This is a genomic window from Curtobacterium sp. ME26 (assembly GCF_903970945.1).
In the GTDB taxonomy this organism is placed as follows: domain Bacteria; phylum Actinomycetota; class Actinomycetes; order Actinomycetales; family Microbacteriaceae; genus Curtobacterium; species Curtobacterium citri.
This window is the reverse complement of record NZ_CAJCKG010000048.1, coordinates 1-19,197: the sequence shown is the minus strand read 5'-3', so window position 1 is coordinate 19,197 and position 19,197 is coordinate 1. Positions and strand designations below refer to the sequence as shown.

19 protein-coding genes are annotated in these 19,197 nt (G+C 72.5%); 8 read left to right on the top strand and 11 right to left on the bottom strand.

Going from position 1 to position 19,197, the window contains the following annotated elements:
* Positions 1–399: LysR family transcriptional regulator substrate-binding protein (locus H7A69_RS14530; RefSeq protein WP_182047634.1), on the top strand; the 399-nt coding region annotated here is incomplete at its 5' end.
* Between the two features lie 81 nt (positions 400–480).
* On the opposite strand, the gene H7A69_RS14525 is transcribed toward H7A69_RS14530, so the two are convergent.
* The 6 genes from H7A69_RS14525 to H7A69_RS14500 form a co-directional block, all read right to left on the bottom strand.
* Entirely contained in the window at positions 481–1,245 is a 765-nt protein-coding gene (locus H7A69_RS14525) for a hypothetical protein (RefSeq protein WP_182047633.1), read from the bottom strand.
* Positions 1,235–1,768 carry an RNA polymerase sigma factor gene (locus H7A69_RS14520; RefSeq protein ID WP_259346248.1) on the bottom strand — a complete coding sequence of 178 codons (534 nt, stop codon included), beginning with the start codon at positions 1,766–1,768 and terminating at the stop codon, positions 1,235–1,237. Before H7A69_RS14520 ends, H7A69_RS14525 begins: the two co-directional genes overlap by 11 nt.
* A gap of 115 nt (positions 1,769–1,883) precedes the next feature.
* A complete protein-coding gene (locus tag H7A69_RS14515; RefSeq protein WP_182047631.1) occupies positions 1,884–2,150 on the bottom strand; it encodes a hypothetical protein in 267 nt (88 codons plus the stop codon).
* The gene (locus tag H7A69_RS14510; RefSeq protein WP_182047630.1) at positions 2,147–2,788 is read right to left on the bottom strand and encodes a hypothetical protein; all 642 of its coding nucleotides are present in this window, start codon (positions 2,786–2,788) and stop codon (positions 2,147–2,149) included. The genes H7A69_RS14515 and H7A69_RS14510 overlap by 4 nt, the downstream gene beginning before the upstream one ends.
* 98 nt (positions 2,789–2,886) lie before the next feature.
* Positions 2,887–4,854: a lectin-like domain-containing protein gene (locus H7A69_RS14505; RefSeq protein WP_182047629.1), complete on the bottom strand. Its 1,968-nt coding sequence runs from the start codon at positions 4,852–4,854 to the stop codon at positions 2,887–2,889.
* 99 nt (positions 4,855–4,953) lie between these two features.
* Positions 4,954–6,597, bottom strand: coding sequence for a glycoside hydrolase family 13 protein (locus tag H7A69_RS14500; protein ID WP_182047628.1), 1,644 nt, complete (start codon positions 6,595–6,597; stop codon positions 4,954–4,956).
* Positions 6,598–6,731: 134 nt separating this feature from the next.
* Here H7A69_RS14500 and H7A69_RS14495 point away from each other — a divergent pair, with 134 nt between their 5' ends.
* The 5 genes from H7A69_RS14495 (at position 6,732) to H7A69_RS14475 (ending at position 10,561) form a co-directional block, all read left to right on the top strand.
* Entirely contained in the window at positions 6,732–7,289 is a 558-nt protein-coding gene (locus tag H7A69_RS14495; RefSeq protein ID WP_069711936.1) for an NADPH-dependent FMN reductase, read from the top strand.
* 132 nt (positions 7,290–7,421) lie between these two features.
* Positions 7,422–7,934, top strand: a complete 513-nt coding sequence (locus H7A69_RS14490) for a MarR family winged helix-turn-helix transcriptional regulator (protein ID WP_069711935.1) — start codon at positions 7,422–7,424, stop codon at positions 7,932–7,934.
* A 108-nt stretch (positions 7,935–8,042) separates the two neighbouring features.
* Positions 8,043–8,549 carry a Dps family protein gene (locus H7A69_RS14485; protein ID WP_182047627.1) on the top strand — a complete coding sequence of 169 codons (507 nt, stop codon included), beginning with the start codon at positions 8,043–8,045 and terminating at the stop codon, positions 8,547–8,549.
* 10 nt (positions 8,550–8,559) lie between these two features.
* Positions 8,560–9,360 (top strand): SDR family NAD(P)-dependent oxidoreductase, encoded by an 801-nt coding sequence (locus H7A69_RS14480; protein WP_182047626.1) that lies wholly within the window; start codon positions 8,560–8,562, stop codon positions 9,358–9,360.
* 7 nt (positions 9,361–9,367) lie between these two features.
* A complete protein-coding gene (locus H7A69_RS14475) occupies positions 9,368–10,561 on the top strand; it encodes an NAD(P)/FAD-dependent oxidoreductase (RefSeq protein ID WP_182047625.1) in 1,194 nt (397 codons plus the stop codon).
* 139 nt (positions 10,562–10,700) lie between these two features.
* On the opposite strand, the gene H7A69_RS14470 is transcribed toward H7A69_RS14475, so the two are convergent.
* The 4 genes from H7A69_RS14470 to H7A69_RS14455 form a co-directional block, all read right to left on the bottom strand.
* Positions 10,701–11,789: an alpha/beta fold hydrolase gene (locus tag H7A69_RS14470; protein WP_069711931.1), complete on the bottom strand. Its 1,089-nt coding sequence runs from the start codon at positions 11,787–11,789 to the stop codon at positions 10,701–10,703.
* A gap of 44 nt (positions 11,790–11,833) precedes the next feature.
* Positions 11,834–12,709, bottom strand: a complete 876-nt coding sequence (locus H7A69_RS14465) for an SMP-30/gluconolactonase/LRE family protein (protein ID WP_182047624.1) — start codon at positions 12,707–12,709, stop codon at positions 11,834–11,836.
* Between the two features lie 36 nt (positions 12,710–12,745).
* Positions 12,746–13,579 (bottom strand): DUF1206 domain-containing protein, encoded by an 834-nt coding sequence (locus H7A69_RS14460; RefSeq protein WP_182047623.1) that lies wholly within the window; start codon positions 13,577–13,579, stop codon positions 12,746–12,748.
* 112 nt (positions 13,580–13,691) lie between these two features.
* Positions 13,692–14,858 (bottom strand): RtcB family protein, encoded by a 1,167-nt coding sequence (locus tag H7A69_RS14455; RefSeq protein WP_182047622.1) that lies wholly within the window; start codon positions 14,856–14,858, stop codon positions 13,692–13,694.
* A 548-nt stretch (positions 14,859–15,406) separates the two neighbouring features.
* Between H7A69_RS14455 and H7A69_RS14450 the strand changes: the two genes are divergently transcribed.
* A complete protein-coding gene (locus H7A69_RS14450; protein WP_182047621.1) occupies positions 15,407–17,221 on the top strand; it encodes a glycoside hydrolase family 15 protein in 1,815 nt (604 codons plus the stop codon).
* Between the two features lie 21 nt (positions 17,222–17,242).
* On the opposite strand, the gene H7A69_RS14445 is transcribed toward H7A69_RS14450, so the two are convergent.
* On the bottom strand, positions 17,243–18,304 hold the full coding sequence (locus H7A69_RS14445) for a sodium:calcium antiporter (RefSeq protein ID WP_182047620.1): 1,062 nt from the start codon (positions 18,302–18,304) through the stop codon (positions 17,243–17,245).
* A gap of 109 nt (positions 18,305–18,413) precedes the next feature.
* Here H7A69_RS14445 and H7A69_RS14440 point away from each other — a divergent pair, with 109 nt between their 5' ends.
* Entirely contained in the window at positions 18,414–19,016 is a 603-nt protein-coding gene (locus H7A69_RS14440) for a DUF1992 domain-containing protein (RefSeq protein ID WP_182047619.1), read from the top strand.
* Positions 19,017–19,197 lie beyond the last annotated feature (181 nt).

Below are 19,197 nucleotides of genomic sequence, written 5' to 3'. Positions count from 1 at the left end.
CCGCTGCGGGAGATGCCCTTCCGGGTGTTCACGGCCGCCGACCACCCGTTCGCCGGACGGGCGTCGGTGTCGCTGGCGGAACTCGCGGGCGAGCCGTTCATCGACACCGCGCACGGGTTCGGCAACCGGATGATCCTCGACGCCGCACTCGATCGACTCGGCATCCGGCGACGGGTGGTCGCGGAGATGAACGACATGCCGGCGGTGATCCGGTTCGCGTCCGCCGGTCTGGGCGTCGGGGTCGTCCCGGACTCGGGCGTCCGGCACGACGGCGCGGTCATCGAGCTCGAGGACGAGGTCGAACCGCTGCGCATCGGGCTCGCGATGCGGTCCGGCGCGGAGCCGAACCGGGCGACGCGCACGCTCGCCCGCGACATCGTCGCGGCGAGAGTGGGCTGAGATCTCGAGGAAGGTCGCGCTGTGCGCGTCCCACCGACGGACTGGAGGCGCGGGGTCGGGTCCCCACGCGCCTCCAGGCCGTCAGTCCCCCCAGATCTCCCCGACGACGGCGTCGAGCAGGCCGTTCGTCGGGAAGTTGGTCTGCGACACGGTCACGTAGGTGTCGTCCCGCACGAACCAGGTCGTGACGCGGTCGACCGGGTACGGATCGGCCGGGGTCGTGGCCCGGCAGATCAGCCCCTGGTCCTGTTCCGCGCACTGGTGCGGACCGCTGCGCAGGACGTCGGCAGCGTCGGGGAGCGCCGGGCCGATCCGCATCTCGAGCCCACTGACGTCGGCCCGCGGGTCCATCCACCGACAGGTGATCGCCGGAGCCTCGCCGAGGTCCGCCAGTTCCGGGTCGTCCGTGCCGGTGCCGGTCCCATCGGGATCGGACGCGACCATCTCCGTCAGCGGTGTCGCACCGAACAGCCGGTCGTAGTCCTCCGCCGGCACCGTGTCGCGGCAGGAGGTCGGCACGGTCGCGACGGTCGGCGCGGTCGGCGTCGGGACCGGTCGAGGAGTCGGTCGGCCGGTGATCGGCGCCGACGACGGGGTCGTGGCCGACGGAGCGGGCACCGGTTCCGTGGTCTGTGCGGGAGCGGCCGCCGGGCGGTCCTGCTGCGAGAGCGTCAGCGCCACCGCACCGGTCGCGGTCCCCAGTGCGAGCAGGGCGACCACACCGACCGCGACGCCGGCACGGCCGTGGCGTCGCCTCGGGCGCGGTGCGGCGCGCTCGAGCACGGTCTGCTTCATCGAGACGAGCATCCGCTGCAGCTCGTCCCCCTCGGGGGGTTCAGTGTTCATCCTGCATCACCACCTTCCTGAGTCGGCGTCGGTTGCGCGAGACGCGCTGGGTGACGGCTCCGACGCTCAGGCCGAGGGCCGCCGCGGCATCGGCGTACGAGCGTCCGTCCAGCAGGCACATCTCGCAGATCCGTCGGTCGAGTTCGGGGAGCGCGGCGATCTCGTCGCGCACCCAGCGGAGTCGCTCACGGGCCTCCGAGTGGTCCTCGGGAGCCGGCAGCGTCTCGGGGAGTTCGTCGGCGCGGTGCTTCGTGCGCTTCCGTCCGGCGTTGAACGCGTGGTTCCGGCAGACGACGAGCAGCCACGGCAGCATCGTGTCCGCCGGGAGCTCGAGCGTGGCCGCGCGCTGCCAGAGCGTGAGGAACGCGTCCTGCACGATCTCCTCGACGTCCTGCCGGTCGTCGACCAGCGCCCACGCGTAGCGGGTGAGGGTGGCGGCGTACCGGTCGAACGCACGGGCCAGCGCCCCTCGGTCGCCCGAGGCCATGCCGCGGACGATCGCCTCGTCCGTCTCCGTGGTCACGTCCACATCCCACCCCCTTCACTCCAGAGGTGTCGCAGACGCAGCGATCATGACGAGACCGTGGCGGAATCGTGATCCCGGGCGTGTCAGCGTCGACGGGGCGACGCTGTCTGCGTCAGTGGAACTCGTCGCCCTCGGTCCGCTCGCTCGGCGACTTGTGGCCGCCGAGCATGTCGTTGTCGTCCTGGTCGCTGGAGGTCGCGAGCTGCAGCATGGCGAGGACCACGACGACCACGATGAACGCGATCCCGAGGAAGACCAGGGCGAGCTCGAACTCCCGGGTCGAGAAGAGCACGACCGCTCCGATGAACACCGCGACGATCGCCGAGATCACGAGGAGCTCGGCCGGACGCAGGCGGTCGCGACGGCTGGGAGTGGTCATGCGTGTGGTGCTCCGTCCGGGGCGGCAGCCGGGGCTGCCGTTCCCCACTTGTGCGAGAGTCCGGCGATCACGTGGAAGACCGCCGCGATGGCGAGGTACGCGCCGAGCAGGCCGACGAGGACGATCGCCGCGTCCAGGGTCCCGGTCACGCGTTCGACACCACCGAGCTGCTGGGAGTAGTCGGGCGGCGTGAGGAGGAAGGCCACCGCGAGCAGCAGCGTCAGTCCCCCGACGGTCGTCCAGTCACGGGTGAACGGGGACCGGCCGCGCGACCGGATTCCCTGTGCGAGTTCGAGTCCACCGCCGAGGACCGCCCAGCCGACCACGATCGTGATGAAGGCCGGGAGACCGATGCCGTTCGTCGCGAACGCTGCGACGGCGGCGACGAGACCGACGACCGACTGCGCCAGGGTCGTCGCCCGCGAGCGTCCGTCCAGGGGCAGCCGCCGGAGACCGGCGAACCCGAGCACGAGGGCGTCGACCAGCACGAACGCGCCGAACAGCAGCAGGCCGTAGCCCGCGGCGTGGTTGGACGAGAAGGTGATGACGACGGCCACGATCGCGGCTGGGACTGCCCGGAGGACGGGGATCGGCCAGTACCGCGAGCGCTGGCCGACGTCGTCCACGGAGTCGGACACGGGACCTCTTTCGGGCGAGCGGATCGTGACCCCGAGTCTACCGCCGGGGCGACTGGACCCGGACCGAGCGCCGACCGCCCGGTCCGGGTCCCCGCCGGCTACTCGCTCGATCCGGCAGAGCCCTTGATCGCGGCCCGCCGTCGCCGCACCCACCAGACCGCACCGCCGAGGAGCACCGCCGCCGCGCTGGTCGTGCCCAGCAGCCCGAGTCCATCGGCACCGGTCCAGGCGAGCGAGCCGGGGCGACCCGCCGACGCCGGACCGCCGCCCGCACCGTCGCCCCCGACGCCGGACGCCGTCGTGGGCCTCGCGGACGGCCCGGTGGTCGGAGACGGGCGACCGCCACCACCGCCGTCGTCGCCACCACCGCCGTCGCCACCCGGGACGACGACGCCGATGCTCACCTCGGGCGAGGGATCACCGCCGTCCTGGTCGCTCGGGGACGTCGCCGTGGCCACGTTCACCACGTCCGAGCCGTCACCGCGGTAGTCGGGGTCCAGCACGGCGCGGATCCGGAAGGCCACGGACTCGCCGACGCCGAGGGCACGACCGGACCGGCAGGTCACGAGCTGCCCGTCGGCCGTGCAGCCGTCGTCGGAGCCGGTGAACCGCACGGCGTCCGGCAGCCGGTCGACCGCCCCGACGTCGGCGGCGGTCGCCGGACCACGGTTCCGCGCGGTGACGACGTACTCGAGCGCGTCGCCGGGGGCGACACCGACGGACGGCGTGACCGACTTGTCCGTCTCCACCTGGGCGTTCGTGGCGGGCGGCGGCTGGACGACGTCGGCCGACACGACCGAGGTGTTGTCCGTCTCGTCCGAGTCGGCCAGCGGAGACGCGGGCGCGATCGTGGCGGTGCTCTCGAGCGGACCGGTGGCGTCCGGCGCCACCCGTCCTGTGACGGTGACGACCGCGGAACCACCCCGCGGCAGGTCGAGGCCGGTCGCGACGTCGCCGGTGCCGCTCGCGGTCACGCAGCCCGACCCGGCCTCGGGTGCACAGGTCCACGACACGTCCTGCAGTCCGTCGGGCACCTCGACGCGGAGCGGGCTCGGGTCCGAGTCGTTGACGCCGACGTTGCGCGCGTGCACCTCGTAGCGGAACTCGCTCCCCGCGACCGCGCTCGCCGGCATGTCCTGGGAGACGGCGAGGTCGGCCGGCTGCCACACCCGCAACGCGTCGATCTCGTGCACGTCGACGTGGCTGCCGGTCGCCGCGCTGAACCCGAGGCGGAGGGTCGCGGGGAGCGGTGCCTGACCGTCGCCGGCGAGCGGGACCCGGTCGAGCACCGTCTTCATCACGCCGTTGACCTCCATGCGCACGGAGATCGCGAGGTTCCCCGGACCGTCCGGCTGGAGCGTGACCCGGACCTTGCGGGTGCCGCGGCCCACGGTCCGCGTCCCCCCGGGCGCCGACACGCCCTCGACGTACCGGTACCCCGTGACGTCGTCGCCGGAACCCCGCACCACGACCGAGTCCGGACGGGGACCGGGACCGGACTCGTTCAGGGCCTTCGAGAAGTTGCCGTACCGATCGAGCGCGACCGCCACGACACCGCCCGGGACGCCGGGCAGGTCGCACGGGTAGACGTCGCCCTGGGTCGCACTGGAGCGGCACGCGTAGCCGAGCGCGGCTCCGTAGGCGCCCACGCCCTGGGGTGCCGCGCCGTCCGCCAGGAAGAGCAGCAGCCCGTCCGCCCCCTCGTCCGTCGAGGTCGTGTACATCGCGTAGTCGAACTCGACCTCGAGACCGAGGTCCGACGGGAAGGTGTCGTCCGTCGACCACGCACCCGCCTGCTTCTGCGCGTCGTCGGTGAGCCGGAGTCGGTCGTCGACGATCCGGGCGTCCCCGCTCAGCGTGCCGCCGTCGCTCGACGAGAAGTCGTGCACGTACGGGAACGCGAGCGTGTCGGCGGAGGAGCTCGACGGGGTGAGGGCCGGGGCGGCGAGGACGCCGACCGCCGTCAGGACGCTGACGACGGCGGCGGTCCGCCGACCCCGACACCGCCGGACGGGCGTCGGGGTCGGCGGCGGCGGGGCGGATGCTCGTTGCTCGGTTGCTGTCATGCCCCGATCGTTGCGAGCCGCCCACCGCGGCCGGACGCCGACGCAACACCCTGGGGAGGGTGCCTCGTCAGGACGACCCTGTGCAGGAACGGGCTCCGGTCAGCCGAGCCAGACGGTGGTCTCCCCCGGCAGCAGTCCGTCGCCGGCGTCGAGGGGCCCGGACGCGAGCACCACGTCCCCCTCGGGCATCGCCACGGGGGTCGTGCGGAAGTTCGTCACCGAACGCCACCCGTCGTGCCGGGCGAAGGCCACGACGTCGTCGCCGGCCTCGGTCCACGTCAGCTCCTCGCCGCGCTGGAGCCGCCGTCGCGCCGCGGTCGCCTCCCGGTACATCGACAGCGTCGAGGTGGGGTCGTCCTCCTCGGCCTCCACCGACGAGGCCCCGAAGTCGTCGGGCTGCGGCAGGTGCGGCGCGACGTCCCCGAAGCCGAACGACGGCCCGGTGCGCGTCCACGGGATCGGCACGCGGCAGCCGTCCCGGCCCTTGACGGTGTGCCCGGTCCGGATCCACTTCGGGTCCTGCAGCAGTGCGTGCGGGATCGCGGGGGCCTCGTGCAGCCCGAGCTCCTCGCCCTGGTAGACGTACGACGACCCGGGCAGCGCGAGGACGAGCATCGTCGCCGCACGCGCACGACGGACGCCCCGCTCGCGGTCGAGCACCGGGTCGGTGCCGTCGGTCAGCAGCCACGCGTCGGTGTCGGTGCCCTCGGGGAGCCCGTACCGCGTCGCATGCCGGACGACGTCGTGGTTCGACAGCACCCAGGTGCTCGACGCCCCGGACTGCTCCGACGCCGACAGGTTGCGCTCGATGATGGTGCGGAACGACCCGGCGTCGAAGGGCGACTCGAGCAGGTCGAAGTTGAAGGCCTGACCGAGCTCGGTCGGCCGTGCGTAGAGCACGCGTCGCGGAGCGGGAGCCCACGCCTCGGCGACCGCGGCGCGGGGCGGGTCGTACTCGTCCAGGACGGCACGCCACGTCGCGAAGATCTCGTGCACCTCGTCGCGGTCGTACAGCGGGTCGGAGCCGTCGAGCGGCAGCGCCTGCTCGTTCGACGGCCGGTACGGCGTCGACAGGTCCTTCGCGAGCCCGTGGGCGACGTCGACGCGGAAGCCGTCCACGCCGCGGTCCGACCAGGAGCGCAGCGTGTGCTCGAAGTCCGCGCGCACCTCGGGGTTCGTCCAGTCGAGGTCCGGCTGCTCCGGTGCGAACAGGTGCAGGTACCACTGCCCGTCCGGCACGCGGGTCCACGCGCTGCCGCCGAAGTTCGACACCCAGTCGCTCGGCGGGAGCTCGCCGGACTCGCCGCTGCCCTCGCGGAAGACGTACCGCGCACGCTCGGGCGACCCCGGAGCCGCGGCGAGCGCCGCACGGAACCACTCGTGCTGGTCGGAGGTGTGGTTCGGCACGACGTCGACGATGACGCGGATGTCGTGCTCGTGCGCGGTCCGGATGAACGCGTCGACGTCGTCGAGCGTGCCGAGCCGCGGGTCGACGTCGCGGTAGTCCGCCACGTCGTAGCCGCCGTCGGCGAGGGGCGACGGGTAGAAGGGCGACAGCCAGACCGCGTCGACGCCGAGCGACGCCAGGTAGGGCACGCGGCTCGTGATGCCGGCGACGTCACCGAGGCCGTCCGCGTCGGTGTCCGCGAAGCTCCGCGGGTACACCTGGTAGACGACGGCCTGGCGCCACCAGTCGGGGTCGGTCGTGCGCGGGCTGCTGGCGGGCGTCCGAGGCGTGCTCACCCGGCCACCGTACCGATCGGTCCCGGCGGCGGGAACAGGACCGGGTGACGCCGGGAATGCCACGCCCAGGAGATGCCTTGGTTGTCGCTGACACCATTTCGTGACCGTACGGTCACGAAGGAGAAGGGATCCCCATGACGAACGTCCTCGTCCTCGTCGGCAGCCTGCGCGCCGGCTCGATCAACCGGAAGCTCGCGGAGGCCGCCGAGCAGCACGCCCCCGAGGGCACCACGCTCACGACCTTCGACGGCATCGTCGACCTGCCCTTCTACAACGAGGACATCGACGGCGACACCCCGCCCGCCGCCGCGGTCGCCTTCCGCGACGCCGTCGCGACCGCCGACGCCGTGCTCCTCGTCACGCCCGAGTACAACGGCACGATGCCCGCCGTCCTGAAGAACGCGCTCGACTGGGGCTCGCGTCCGTTCGGCGCCTCGCCGCTGTCGGGCAAGCCGCTCGCGGTGATCGGTTCGGCCTTCGGTCAGTACGGCGGCGTCTGGGCCCACGACGACGCACGGAAGTCGGCCGGCATCGCCGGGGCGAAGGTCCTCGAGGACGTCAAGGTCGCCATCCCGCAGTCGGTGGTCCGGTTCGCCGAGACCCACCCGCGCGAGGACGCCGAGGTCGTCGAGCTCGTGCAGGGCGCACTCCGCGCCCTGGCCGACGCGGCGGACGAGCGCGCAGCGGCCTAGCCGCACCGGTCGCCGAGAGGCGACAGGAGTCGGACTGGAGGCGCGGTGCCGGCTGGCACCGCGCCTCCAGTCCGTCCCTCGATCGCCCGGCCACTAGACAGCCGAGATACCAGACGGGTTACCCTGATCGGCATGTCGACGCAGGAGATCACGGAGCCGTCGGGGTACTGGTTCCCCGACGACGACGCCACCCAGCGCGGTGTCGCGGTGCTCAACGCCCTGCGCCGCTACCGGTCCGCCGAGACCGCGATGCGTCGCCGGACGCGCGACTCGATGGGCATGGGCGAGACGGACCTGCTGGCCGTCCGCTACCTGCTGCAGGCGCAGCGCGCCGGACGGATCGTCAAGCCGAAGGACCTGTCCGCGTACCTGAAGATCTCGTCGGCCTCGACGACGATCCTCATCGACCGGCTCGTGCGGTCGAACCACGTCCGCCGTGATCCGCACCCCACGGACCGTCGTGCACTGGTCATCACCCCGACCACCGAGACCGACGACGAGGTCCGGGCGACTCTCGGCATCATGCACCGACGGATGATGTCGATCGCCGAGGGCCTGTCCGCCGACGATGCCCGCGTGGTCGCCCACTTCCTGGAGCGCATGCGCGACGCCGTCGACCAGGTGGACCCGACACCCCCGCACTGACGCCTTCGACGGGCACCGCGGGGGACACCCCGGTTCCACGTGCTCTGAGAGTGCTCCACACGTGACCGCGTAGACCGGAAGGGTCACCGACCGCGAAAGGAGCCGATCATGCACGCATCGGACACGCTCGCCGCAAACCTCCAGAAGGTCCTCGTGGACCTCATCGACCTGCACCTGCAGGGCAAGCAGGCGCACTGGAACATCCTCGGCCGCAACTTCCGCGACCTGCACCTGCAGCTCGACGAGATCGTCGACGCCGCCCGTGAGTTCGCCGACGACACGGCCGAGCGCATGCGCGCCCTCTACGCCGTTCCGGACGGCCGTTCCGCGACGGTCGCCGCCGGCACGCACCTCGACGCGTTCCCCGAGGGGGAGATCGACACGCACGACGCGATCGACGAGATCACGCTGCGCCTGTACCAGACGACCGGCACCATGCGCGACGTGCACGACGAGGTCGACGACGAGGACCCGACGACCGCGGACCTGCTCCACGGCTTCATCGAGCGCCTCGAGCAGCTCGCCTGGATGGTCTCGGCCGAGAACCGCGAGCCGCGGACGCCCCTCGCCGCCGCCACGACCCCGGCCGTCGCCGAGGCCTCCGAGCACGAGTAGGACCCACTCCGTGGACCTCGGCATCACCGGCAAGGTCGCGCTCGTCTTCGGTGGCGACTCCGGCATCGGCTGGAACACGGCTCGCATCCTCCTCGCGGAGGGTGCGACCGTGGTCGTCACCGACCTCGACCAGGGACGCCTCGACACGAGCGCGGACCAGCTCGAGGCGCCGCCCGGCAGACTGTTCGCCTTCGCGGCGGACGTCACGGACGCCGACAGCCTCGCCGCCTTGCACACGAAGGTGCGCGACGCCGTCGGCGAGATCGACATCCTCGTGCAGTCCTCGGGCGTCACCGGCGCCCAGGGCATGTTCCACGAGATCGACGAGCAGGGGTGGCTCGACACCATCGACGTCGACCTCATGGGTCCCGTGCGGATCACCCGCGAGTTCATCGCGGACCTGCGGAACGGCGGCTGGGGTCGGATCGTCTACCTGGTGTCCGAGGACGCCTCGCAGCCGTACGACGACGAACTGCCCTACTGTGCCGCGAAGGCCGGCGTGCTGTCGTTCGCGAAGGGCCTCTCGCGCTCCTACGCGTCGGAGGGCCTGCTGGTGAACACCGTCAGCCCTGCGTTCATCCACACACCGATGACCGACGCGATGATGGACAAGCGCGCGAAGCAGCTCGGGACCTCGTTCGACGACGCGATCACCAGCTTCCTCGACGAGGAGCGTCCGTACATGGAGCTCGGCCGCCGCGGTGAGCCCGAGGAGGTCGCGAACGTCGTCGCCTTCCTGTGCTCCGACCTGGCGAGCTTCGTCAACGGTTCGAACTACCGGGTCGACTCCGGCTCGGTCGCCACCATCTAGGAGACCCATGACCGACTTCCGCTACCTCATCGTCGGGGGCGGGATGGTCGCCGACGCGGCCGCCCGCGGCATCCGCGAGATCGACGCCGACGGCTCGATCGGGATCGTCAGCGAGGAGCACGACCGGCCGTACGCGCGTCCGGCCCTGTCCAAGAAGCTCTGGACCGACCCGGAGTTCAGCTGGGACGAGAAGGTCGACCTGCACACCGAGGAGACCGGCGCGACGTTCGTGCTCGGGACCGTGGTGACGGCGATCGACCGTGCCGCGAAGACCGTCACGACGAACGACGGCGAGACCCACGGGTACGAGCGGCTGCTGATCGCCACCGGCGGGAAGCCGCGCAGCCTGCCGGGCCTGTCGCCGTCACCGCGCGTGCTCGACTTCCGCAGCGCCGACGACTACCGCCGGCTCCGCGAGCTCGCCGACGCCGGGGCCCACGTCGCCGTGGTCGGCGGCAGCTACATCGGCACCGAGATCGCGGCCGGCATCGTGCAGAACGGTGCCCGCGTGACGCTCGTGACCCCGGACGAGGTGCTCGGCGGCCACATGTTCCCGCAGGACCTCGCCGAGGCGTTCCAGCAGCGCTTCACCGACCACGGGGTCGAGCTGCGGACCGGTCGTCGCGTCGAGTCCGGCACGGAGTCGGGCGACGGCGTCGTGCTGACCCTCGACGACGGCTCGGTCCTCGAGGCCGACGCGGTCGTCGCGGGCCTCGGCATCGAGCCGCAGACGCACCTGGCCGCCGACGCGGGACTGACCGTGCGGGACGGCATCGTGGTCTCGTCCACGCTGCTCACCGACGACGACGCGGTCCTCGCGGCCGGCGACGTCGCCGAGTACCCGGACCGGATCCTCGGCACCCGTCGGGTCGAGCACGTGGACAACGCGAAGGAGCAGGGTCGGCAGGCCGGCCGGAACCTGGCCGACGCCGACGAGACGTACGACCACACGCCGATGTTCTACAGCAACGTCTTCGACGCCGGGTACGAGGCCGTCGGGCAGGTCTCGACCGAGCTGCACACGGTCGAGGACTGGCAGGAACCGCTCACCACGGGCGTCGTCTACTACCTGGACGACGACGACACCGTGCGCGGGGTGCTCCTCTGGAACGTGTCCGACAAGACCGACGAGGCGCGCGCGGTCCTCGCCGAGGCGAACGCGCTGACGCGGGACATGCTGCCCGGGCGCATCGCGGCGTAGCCGCCGCGGCTGCGGCTGCGGCTGGAGCTGCGGCCTGCGGGACCACCCGGCGCTGACGGCGACGGCCTGGAGGCGCGGCGCTGGCCTGCGGAGGCGGGTCGCGCCTCCAGGCCGTCGCGTCGGGCGCGGGACGCGCCGCTCAGTCGTGCTTCCGCACCTCCGGCGCGACCTCGTCGACGACCGCCCGGCGGTCGTCCGGGTCGACCGGGATGCCGTCGCCGTCCGCCATCGCCACGGCGTGCGCGGACTTCGCGCGCTCGAGCTGCTCGTCGTCGCCCTCCGCCATGCCGAAGAGCTCCGTGAAGCGCGACTTCACGACCAACCAGGCGTCCTTCGGCCCGAGGCGCGCCAGGTCCGACGACGTCGTGTCGTCACGGACGCGCCGGAGCGACCCGACCCCGCGGTCCGTGATGCGTCCCTCGACGTGCGCCACCGCGAGCCGGGCGACCGCGTCCGCCTGCGCGTGCATGACCGAGTGCGCTCCGTCGACGACCTCGCGGAGCACCGCGTGCGGGAACACCCGCGCGAGCGACCGGATCCAGTCACGGGGCACGAGCGCGTCGTGCTCGCCGCGGACGATCAGCGTCCGGGCACGGACGTGCGGTGCGCGGTCCTCGATCGGGAACGCGATCATCTGCGGCAGCACCCGGCGGAACCAGTGCCAGCCGCACAGCGCGTAGGCCGTCACGGCGTGCCAGCGGACGGCGGCGGGTTCGTGCAGGGCCGAGCGGAGGAAGCGGAACGCCGCCTTCGGGATCGTGCGCGCACGGTCGTCGGTGACCGGGCTGATGAGCACGAGGTCACGGATGTGCGGGTTGCGCGCGGCGACCTCGGTGACCACCTGGGTGCCCATCGAGTGACCGATCAGCACGGGGTCCGCGAGCCGGAGCTCCCGGAGGACGTGCTCGACCGCGTCGGCGTAGCGCTCGATCGACACCGCTCCCCCGAACTTCGGCACCCCGGCGAAGCCCGGCAGGTCGAGGGCGTGCACCGGACCGTTCTCGTTGAGGTGCGGCGCGAGGCGCTCGTAGTACGTCGCCGCGATCCCGAGCCCCGCGACGAGCACGAACGCGCGGTCACCGGGCTGACCGATGGAGCTCACCCGGACGTACGTGCCGTCGACCGCGATCCGGTCCACCCGCACCGTGACGTCGGCGTCCTCCGACCGGGAGAGCTCGCCGGCGGGGTCGGGCGCGGGCTCGGGTGAGCTGTCGTCGGCATCGTGCACGTCGGCCTCCAGGATCTCGGCGACCGCCCACGATACCCGTCCGTTCAGCCGCCGAACGCGGAAGCGGGGCTGCCGTGCACGCGGGTCTGCACAGCGAAGACGGCCCCGGAGTGCGGGTACTGCTCGAGCTGTTCCTCGGTGCTGTTCTCACGGGCGGACGCGATGAAGAGCGTCGACATGTCCGGTCCGCCGAACGCCACCGAGGTGACGTTCGGGGCCGGCACCTCGACCGTCTCGAGGTGCGCACCGGCCGCGTCCCACCGCTCGACCCGCCCGGACCCGTACACCGCGGTCCAGAAGCACCCCTCGTCGTCGCGCACGAGCCCGTCGTGGGCGGCGCCGCTGACGAAGGGCTCGAGTTCGCCGAGCTCGCCGTCCGGCCCGTAGGAGCCGCGGTAGATCGTCGACGTGCTCGTGTCGGTGACGTACATCACGCTGCCGTCGGCCGACCACTCGATGCCGTTCGTGACCCCGAAGCCGCCACGGAGCACGCGGGTGGTGCCGTCCGGCTCGACGGAGTGGAGTGCCCCGGCCGGGTCCTGGTCGGAGAGGTCCATGCTGCCGACGAGGAAGCGGCCGAACGGGTCGCACTTGCCCTCGTTGAACCGCATCGCGTCGGTCGCGTGCTGGACGCGGACGAGCTCGCGCTCGACGACACCGCGCTCGTCCGTGAGGACGACCCGGTCGCCGAGGGCCGCGACGAAGCCACCGCCGGCGCGCGGCTGGAAGCTGGCCAGGGGCGGCGGCAGGGCGACGCTCGACTCGACGGTGCCGTCGATGCGGGCGGTCGTCAGCAGACCGAGCGTGATGTCCGTCCACCGGAGCCGCTCGGCGGACGGGTCCCAGACGATGCTCTCCGCGAGCACCGCCTGCTCGTCGCAGAAGACGGTCACGGGGCCGGTCACGGCGTCGGTGTGCATGCCCCCCCGTCTACCGGCCGCCACGTGCACGGACGCTCAGAGGCGGGCGAACCGTGCCCGGAAGAAGCTCCACACCCCGTAGGCCAGGAACCCGACCCCCATCGCCACGAGCAGCACCGTCCCGCCCGGCAGCCGGTGGACCGCGTCGAACGCGGCGTCCAGCCCGGTGGCCTGCTCCGGGTCGTTGCGGAGCGCGGCGACGGCGACGAGCACGCCGACGACGGCCACCGCGAAGCCCTTGCCGACGTACCCGACCACCGCGAGGACCGTCACCGGTCGGTCGAGGTGGTGCGGTGGCCGCACGATGTGCTTCCGGAAGGACCGGCGGCAGCCGATCACGACGAGCCCGACGCCGATCCCGATCGCCACGGCGGCGACGGCGAGCAGCAGGAACACCCCGCCCGGCGTGGCGAGGGCCTGCGCCGCGGCGCTGCGGCTCGACCCGCTGGAGCTCCGGCCGGCGCCGAGCGCGAAGGACGCCGCCGAGTACGACACCGCGCCGTAGGCGACCGCCTTGCCGACGTCCTTGCCCCGGGCGGCCCACCCGCGAGCGCTGTCCGACCGGCCGCCGACGACCGCCTCGAGCAGGAGTCGCAGGGTCAACGCCGCGGTGCCCACGGCGACCGCCCAGAGCAGGACGATGCCCCCGGGCACCGCGGCGAGCTGCTGGAGCGCACCCGACTGGTCGGTCTCGCTGCCGGACGACGCGTCGCCGAGGCCGAGCAGCACGACGAGGTAGCCGATGAGCAGGTGGACGATGCCGCTGCCGACGTACCCGGCACGGGCCGTCGCCTCGAACCACCTGCTGTCGGCGATGCGCCTCGCCTGTCGTCCGGTCTCGCGTGCTGCTCGTTCCGCCTGGTCGCTCACCCTTCGAGCGTGCCCGACGCGTGGAGCGGTGTCCGCAGCGTGCGCGCCCCGGCATGCCGTGCGGCGGACGGGAGGCGCGGTGCGGGCCCGCACCGCGCCTCCCGTCCGGCGGTCAGTCGCCCTTGACGTTGACGACCTGCCGCAGCGTGTGCCGGACCCGCACCAGGTCCGTCGCGTCGGCCATCACCTGGTCGATCGGCTTGTACGCCGCCGGGATCTCGTCGAGGAACGCGTCGGTGTCCCGGTACTCGATGCCGACCATCGCCGCGCGGAGCTCGTCGTGGGTGAAGGTCCGCCGCGCCGCCGACCGCGAGTAGAGCCGACCGGCGCCGTGCGGCGACGACTCGAGCGACGGCTTGTTCCCGAGGCCCTCGACGACGTACGACGCCGTGCCCATCGAGCCCGGGATGAGCCCCGGCTGCCCTGCGGCGGCCTGGATGGCTCCCTTCCGGGACACCCAGACGCTCTTCCCCCAGTGCGTCTCGCGCTGGGTGAAGTTGTGGTGGCAGTTGATCCGCTCCTGCTCGTCGACGGCGGTCCCGAGCACCTCGGACAGCTGCCGGACGACGCGGTCCATCATCTCCTCCCGGTTGAGCAGGGCGAAGTGCTGCGCCCACCGGAGCTCGGCGATGTACCGGTCGAACTCGGGCGTGCCCTCGACGAGGTAGGCCAGGTCGGGGTCCGCGAGCTCGATCCACCAGCGCTGCATCAGCCGCTTCGCGACCGCGATGTGCCGCTGCGCGATCTTGTTGCCGACGCCCCGTGACCCGGAGTGCAGGAAGAGCCAGACCCGGTCCTCCTCGTCGAGGGAGACCTCGATGAAGTGGTTGCCGGACCCGAGCGTGCCGAGCTGGCCCCGCCAGCCGCCGTGGGCGCCGGCGGGGTCGAACCCGGCGGCCTCGGCCAAGGTCTCGAGCTCCGCGATCCGCGGCGCCGCCGTCGCGACGACCTTCCGGTTCGACGCGCCGGCCGACAGCGGGACCGCCCGCTCGATCTGCTCGCGCAGGGGCTGCAGGTCCGTCGGCAGGTCGGCGGCCGAGAACTGCGTCCGGACCGCGATCATGCCGCAGCCGATGTCCACGCCGACGGCCGCCGGCATGACCGCGCCGAGGGTCGGGATGACCGACCCCACGGTCGCACCGAGCCCGAGGTGGGCGTCGGGCATGAGCGCGAGGTGCGGGAACACGAACGGCATCCGTGCCGTCGTCCGCGCCTGCTGCTCGGTGTTCTCCTCGAGCAGGGATGCCCAGCTCAGGAGCTTGTCGTTGATCTTCTTCACGGTCTCGTCCTTCGTCGTGACGGTGCCACGACGGCCGGTCGGCCGTCGTGGTGACGACCGGTGGTCGTCGTGGTGACGACCGGTGGTCGTCGTGACGACCGGTGGTCGTCGGTGACGGTCCGGGGCGGACGGGACCCGTGTCCTCCGGTCGGTGCGGCTGCACGGACACGAAGGGAACGACGGGAGGGACGCCCCGGGCCGGGTGGGCACGGGACGTCGGGGACGGCGCGTGCCTACGCGGGTTCGCGGAGGGACTGGTTCGCGTACTGCACTGCGGACAGCACGACGAGCGCACCGAGCTGTCGCTCGGTGCGGCTGCTGTGCTGTGCGGCGTGCATCGCGGTCCTTCCACGGGTGCCCGGGGCGGGCGGTCCCGCCCGTCGGGCAGGAGGACCGACAGTAGTGCGACACGCCCGGGCTGCACAAGTCGGCCGGGCGTGTCGCGGTCCGGCGGAGCGTTCCTGCACAGCCGGGAGGCGCACCTCGCCCGTCCACAGCGGGGTACGTCCGGCTGATGGCCGGGCCGGTCCACCGGGCAGGCTGGCACCATGACCGAGCGGACACGCGACACCCCCGACGCGAACGACAACGAGGAACGCACCGACGGCTACGTGCCCCTGCGCTCCTACGGCGCGATCGGCGACGGTCGCACCGTGGCGCTCGTGGCGAGGGACGGACGGATCGACTGGCTGCCGATCCCGTCGATGGACTCGCCGCCGGTGTTCGCCAGCATCCTCGACCCGGAGCACGGCGGGCACATCGCGCTCCGGCCGACGGGCGAGGCCACGGTCGAGCGCGAGTACCTGCCCGGTACGAACGTCCTCGTCTCGACCTGGACCACCGGGTCCGGGTCCTGCACCGTCACCGACGCCATGGTGACGGGCGTCGCCGGTCGGCTGCCGTGGGCCGAGGTCGCCCGCTGCGTGCAGGGCGTCAGCGGCTCGGTCGAGATGGAGTGGGCGGTCGTCCCCGGGACCCTGCTGAACACGGCCGAGCCGAAGCGCCTCGACACGGCCAACGGCACCGTGATCGGCATCGACGGCGTCACGATCGCCATCGTCGAGCACGGGTTCGACCCGGTGCACGACGACGGGCCCCGGTTCTCCGGGCGCTTCACCGCCACCGAGGGGTCGAAGTCGATCCTCACCATCGTCGGCACGCACGACGAACCGATCTTCCTGCCCGAGCCCGAGCGCACCCTCGACGCCGTGGACCGCACGATCGCGAACTGGTCGACGTGGTCCGAGGAGTTCTCCTACGACGGCCCCTGGTCGGACGCCGTGCAGCGCAGTGCCCTGGCCCTGAAGCTGCTCATCTACTCGCCCACCGGAGCGATCGCGGCCGCGCCGACCACGAGCCTGCCCGAGGACCGCACCGGCGGCAAGAACTGGGACTACCGGTTCGCCTGGGTCCGCGACCTGTCGTACACGGTGCACGCGCTGACCCGCTTCGGCCTGCGCGAGGAGACGCACGCGGCGGTCTCGTGGGTGATGCGCACCATCGCCGAGCACGACGAGACCATGCCGATCTTCTACGAGCTCGACGGCAAGAAGACCGACGGGGTCGAGGAACGCGACGTCCCCGGGTGGAACGGCATCGGGCCGGTCACGATCGGCAACCGTGCCGGCGACCAGCTGCAGCTCGGGGTGTGGGGGGACGTCTTCGAGATCCTCCGGCAGTACGTGAAGGCGGGGAACGTGCTCGACCGGCAGACGGCCGGGGTGCTCGAGCGCCTGGCCGACGATGCCTGCCACCGGTGGGAGGAGCCCGACTCCGGCATGTGGGAGCTCGAGGACACGCAGCACTACACGTCGAGCAAGATCGGCTGCTGGCAGGCGCTCGACGCCGCGGTGGAGCTGCACGACGCCGGCATGATCGACGGCCCCCGCGAGAAGTGGATCGAGAACCGCGAGCTCATCGAACAGTGGGTCGGCGAGCACGGCTGGGACGAGGACCTCGGCCACTACGTGATGTACCCGGGATCGACGGCACTCGACACCTCGATCCTGATCCACGCGATGTCGGCGTTCGACCGCGGACCCCGCATGGCGTCCACCATCCGCGCGGTCGAGGAGCAGTTGCAGCGCGGACCGCTCGTCTACCGCTACACCGGCATGGACGCCGAGGAGTCCCCCTTCGTCGCGTGCTCCTTCTGGCTGGCGGCTGCGATGGCCTGCACGGGCCGCGTCGACGACGCCCGGGCGCTCATGGACGACATGGTCGGGCAGGCGAACGACGTGGGCCTGTTCAGCGAGATGATCAGCGAGGACGGCGACTTCATGGGCAACCTGCCGCAGGGGCTGTCGCACCTCGCCCTGATCCAGGCGGCCCTGACGATCGAGGAGGTCGCCGAGGAGGCCTGACCCTGGGCCGGCCGACCGCGGTCAGCCGAGGGTGATGGCCACGAGGCCGGCGACGCCGAGCAGGTACAGCACCACCACGACGAACGAGTCGACGCCCATCCCGAGGATCCGACGCTGCGGCCGGAAGACCAGGCCGACCGCGTAGACGATCGTCAGGAGGGCCGCCAGCGCGGTGAGGTACACGTCGCTGGCGTTCGCCTGGGGCAGGACGGCCTTGCCCGAGAGCACCGTCGCGACGAGGAAGAGCACGGGCAGGAACGCGTTCCCGCCGAAGATGTCCGACACCGCCAGGTTGTCGTCGCCCTGCCGCACCGCCTGGATGCCGGTGGAGATCTCGGGCAGGCTCGTCGCGAGCGCGAGCACGGTGGCGCCGAAGAGCACCCCGGACAGGCCGATCTGCTCGGACGCGGCGTCACCGGCGCGCTCGAGCACGACGCCCGCCACCAGCGTCGCCAGGGCCGACAGCGAGAAGACGACCGCGGCCTTCCGCGTGCTCATCCGCGGCTGCTGCTGCTTGCGCGTGCGGTGGCCCGACGCGTGCGGGGACGCGTCGGGCGCCCGACCGTCCTGGTGCCACGGCAGCCCCTTGCCGGCGCGCTGCACGAGCAGGAGTCCGACGACCCAGATCGCCGCGATGAGGACGACGTCGGGGGTGAGCCGAGCGACGACGAGGTCCGGCGGCAGCTGGCTGCCCGCGACGACCACGGCGAGCACGGCCACGACGACGACCGCCTCGAGCACCAGGGTCAGCGACGCGGCGCGCCAGGTGATCGGCTTGACGCCCTTCCCCCGCTTGCCGAACGCGTCGAGGATCGCGATCACCACGGTCTGCAGCGCGATGCCGCCGAGGATGTTGCCCGCGGCCACCTCGATGTTGCCGGACAGGCCCGCGCTGACCGTGATCGCGATCTCGGGCAGGTTCGTGGCGACCGCCAGCACGATCAGCCCGCCCAGCGCACTGCCGAGGTGCAGGCGGTCGTCGAGGACGTCGGTGGTCTTGGAGAGCTGGATGCCCGCGACCCAGATCACCGCGGCGCCGGCCACGAAGATCAGGACGAGCGCCCACAGCGGGAGCGATGCCATGCACTCGACGGTGGACCTCGTCGCCCTCGGACGTTCCGATCCCGCGTCGAACGGCTGAGCGGACCGTCCCCGACCGTCCGTCGGCGGTCGGGGGCATGATGGACGGGCGATGAACGACGTCGACGCACGCATGGACCGGCTGCGACGAGCCGCCCGGTACCGGTACCAGCAGCTGGTGGACAGCGAGATCGAGCGCGGCTCCCTCGACCCGGACGAGGTCCGCGAGGAACGCCGTCTCCTGCGGCTGCAGGACGTCGAGCAGCACGCCCGCGCCCGGATCGAGGAAGCCGAGCGCCGCGGGCTCTTCGAGGGGAACCCGTACCACGGCAAGCCCCTGCCCGGGAACGACGGACGCCACGACCCCGACTGGTGGATCAAGGCGAAGATCGAGCGCGAGGACATCCGCGGCATCGCCCCGCCCGCCCTGGCCCTGCGGACCGAGGACGCCGAGCTCGACGACCACCTCGACGCGCTCGCCGTCGAGGACGACGTCCGCGCGGTCCTCGTCGACTTCAACGCGCGAGTCAAGGAGGCCCGACGGCAGCTGCTCGGTGGGCCGCCCGTGGTGACCCCGATGCGCGACGTCGACGCCGAGGTCGAGCGGTGGCGCGAGCGTCGCGGCGCCCGGCGCGCCGCCGACGAGCAGGCCGCCGCGGAGCGTGCGGCGGCGGAGGCCGCTGCCCGACCGCGTCGGTGGTGGCGGCGGCGCTGACCACGGGTCGTCCGGCGCCCGCGGGGCGGTACGACGGAAGGCGCCGTCCCCGGGTTCGGGGGCGGCGCCTTCGCGTCGTGGTGCTGCGGTGGTGTCCCGCTGGTGGTGCTGGGTGTTACTTGATCTGGGCGGTGATGGTGGCGGTGCCGACGAGCAGGCCACCCTTGACGGCGTCGGTCTT

Bases quoted from the DNA above. Each gene is read 5' to 3' on its own strand.
- H7A69_RS14505 (WP_182047629.1), bottom strand. From the start codon at position 4,854: ATGACAGCAACCGAGCAACGAGCATCCGCCCCGCCGCCGCCGACCCCG.
- H7A69_RS14445 (WP_182047620.1), bottom strand. From the start codon at position 18,304: ATGGCATCGCTCCCGCTGTGGGCGCTCGTCCTGATCTTCGTGGCCGGC.
- H7A69_RS14485 (WP_182047627.1), top strand. From the start codon at position 8,043: ATGCACGCATCGGACACGCTCGCCGCAAACCTCCAGAAGGTCCTCGTG.
- H7A69_RS14525 (WP_182047633.1), bottom strand. From the start codon at position 1,245: ATGAACACTGAACCCCCCGAGGGGGACGAGCTGCAGCGGATGCTCGTC.
- H7A69_RS14490 (WP_069711935.1), top strand. From the start codon at position 7,422: ATGTCGACGCAGGAGATCACGGAGCCGTCGGGGTACTGGTTCCCCGAC.
- H7A69_RS14465 (WP_182047624.1), bottom strand. From the start codon at position 12,709: ATGCACACCGACGCCGTGACCGGCCCCGTGACCGTCTTCTGCGACGAG.
- H7A69_RS14475 (WP_182047625.1), top strand. From the start codon at position 9,368: ATGACCGACTTCCGCTACCTCATCGTCGGGGGCGGGATGGTCGCCGAC.
- H7A69_RS14495 (WP_069711936.1), top strand. From the start codon at position 6,732: ATGACGAACGTCCTCGTCCTCGTCGGCAGCCTGCGCGCCGGCTCGATC.
- H7A69_RS14515 (WP_182047631.1), bottom strand. From the start codon at position 2,150: ATGACCACTCCCAGCCGTCGCGACCGCCTGCGTCCGGCCGAGCTCCTC.
- H7A69_RS14450 (WP_182047621.1), top strand. From the start codon at position 15,407: ATGACCGAGCGGACACGCGACACCCCCGACGCGAACGACAACGAGGAA.
- H7A69_RS14440 (WP_182047619.1), top strand. From the start codon at position 18,414: ATGAACGACGTCGACGCACGCATGGACCGGCTGCGACGAGCCGCCCGG.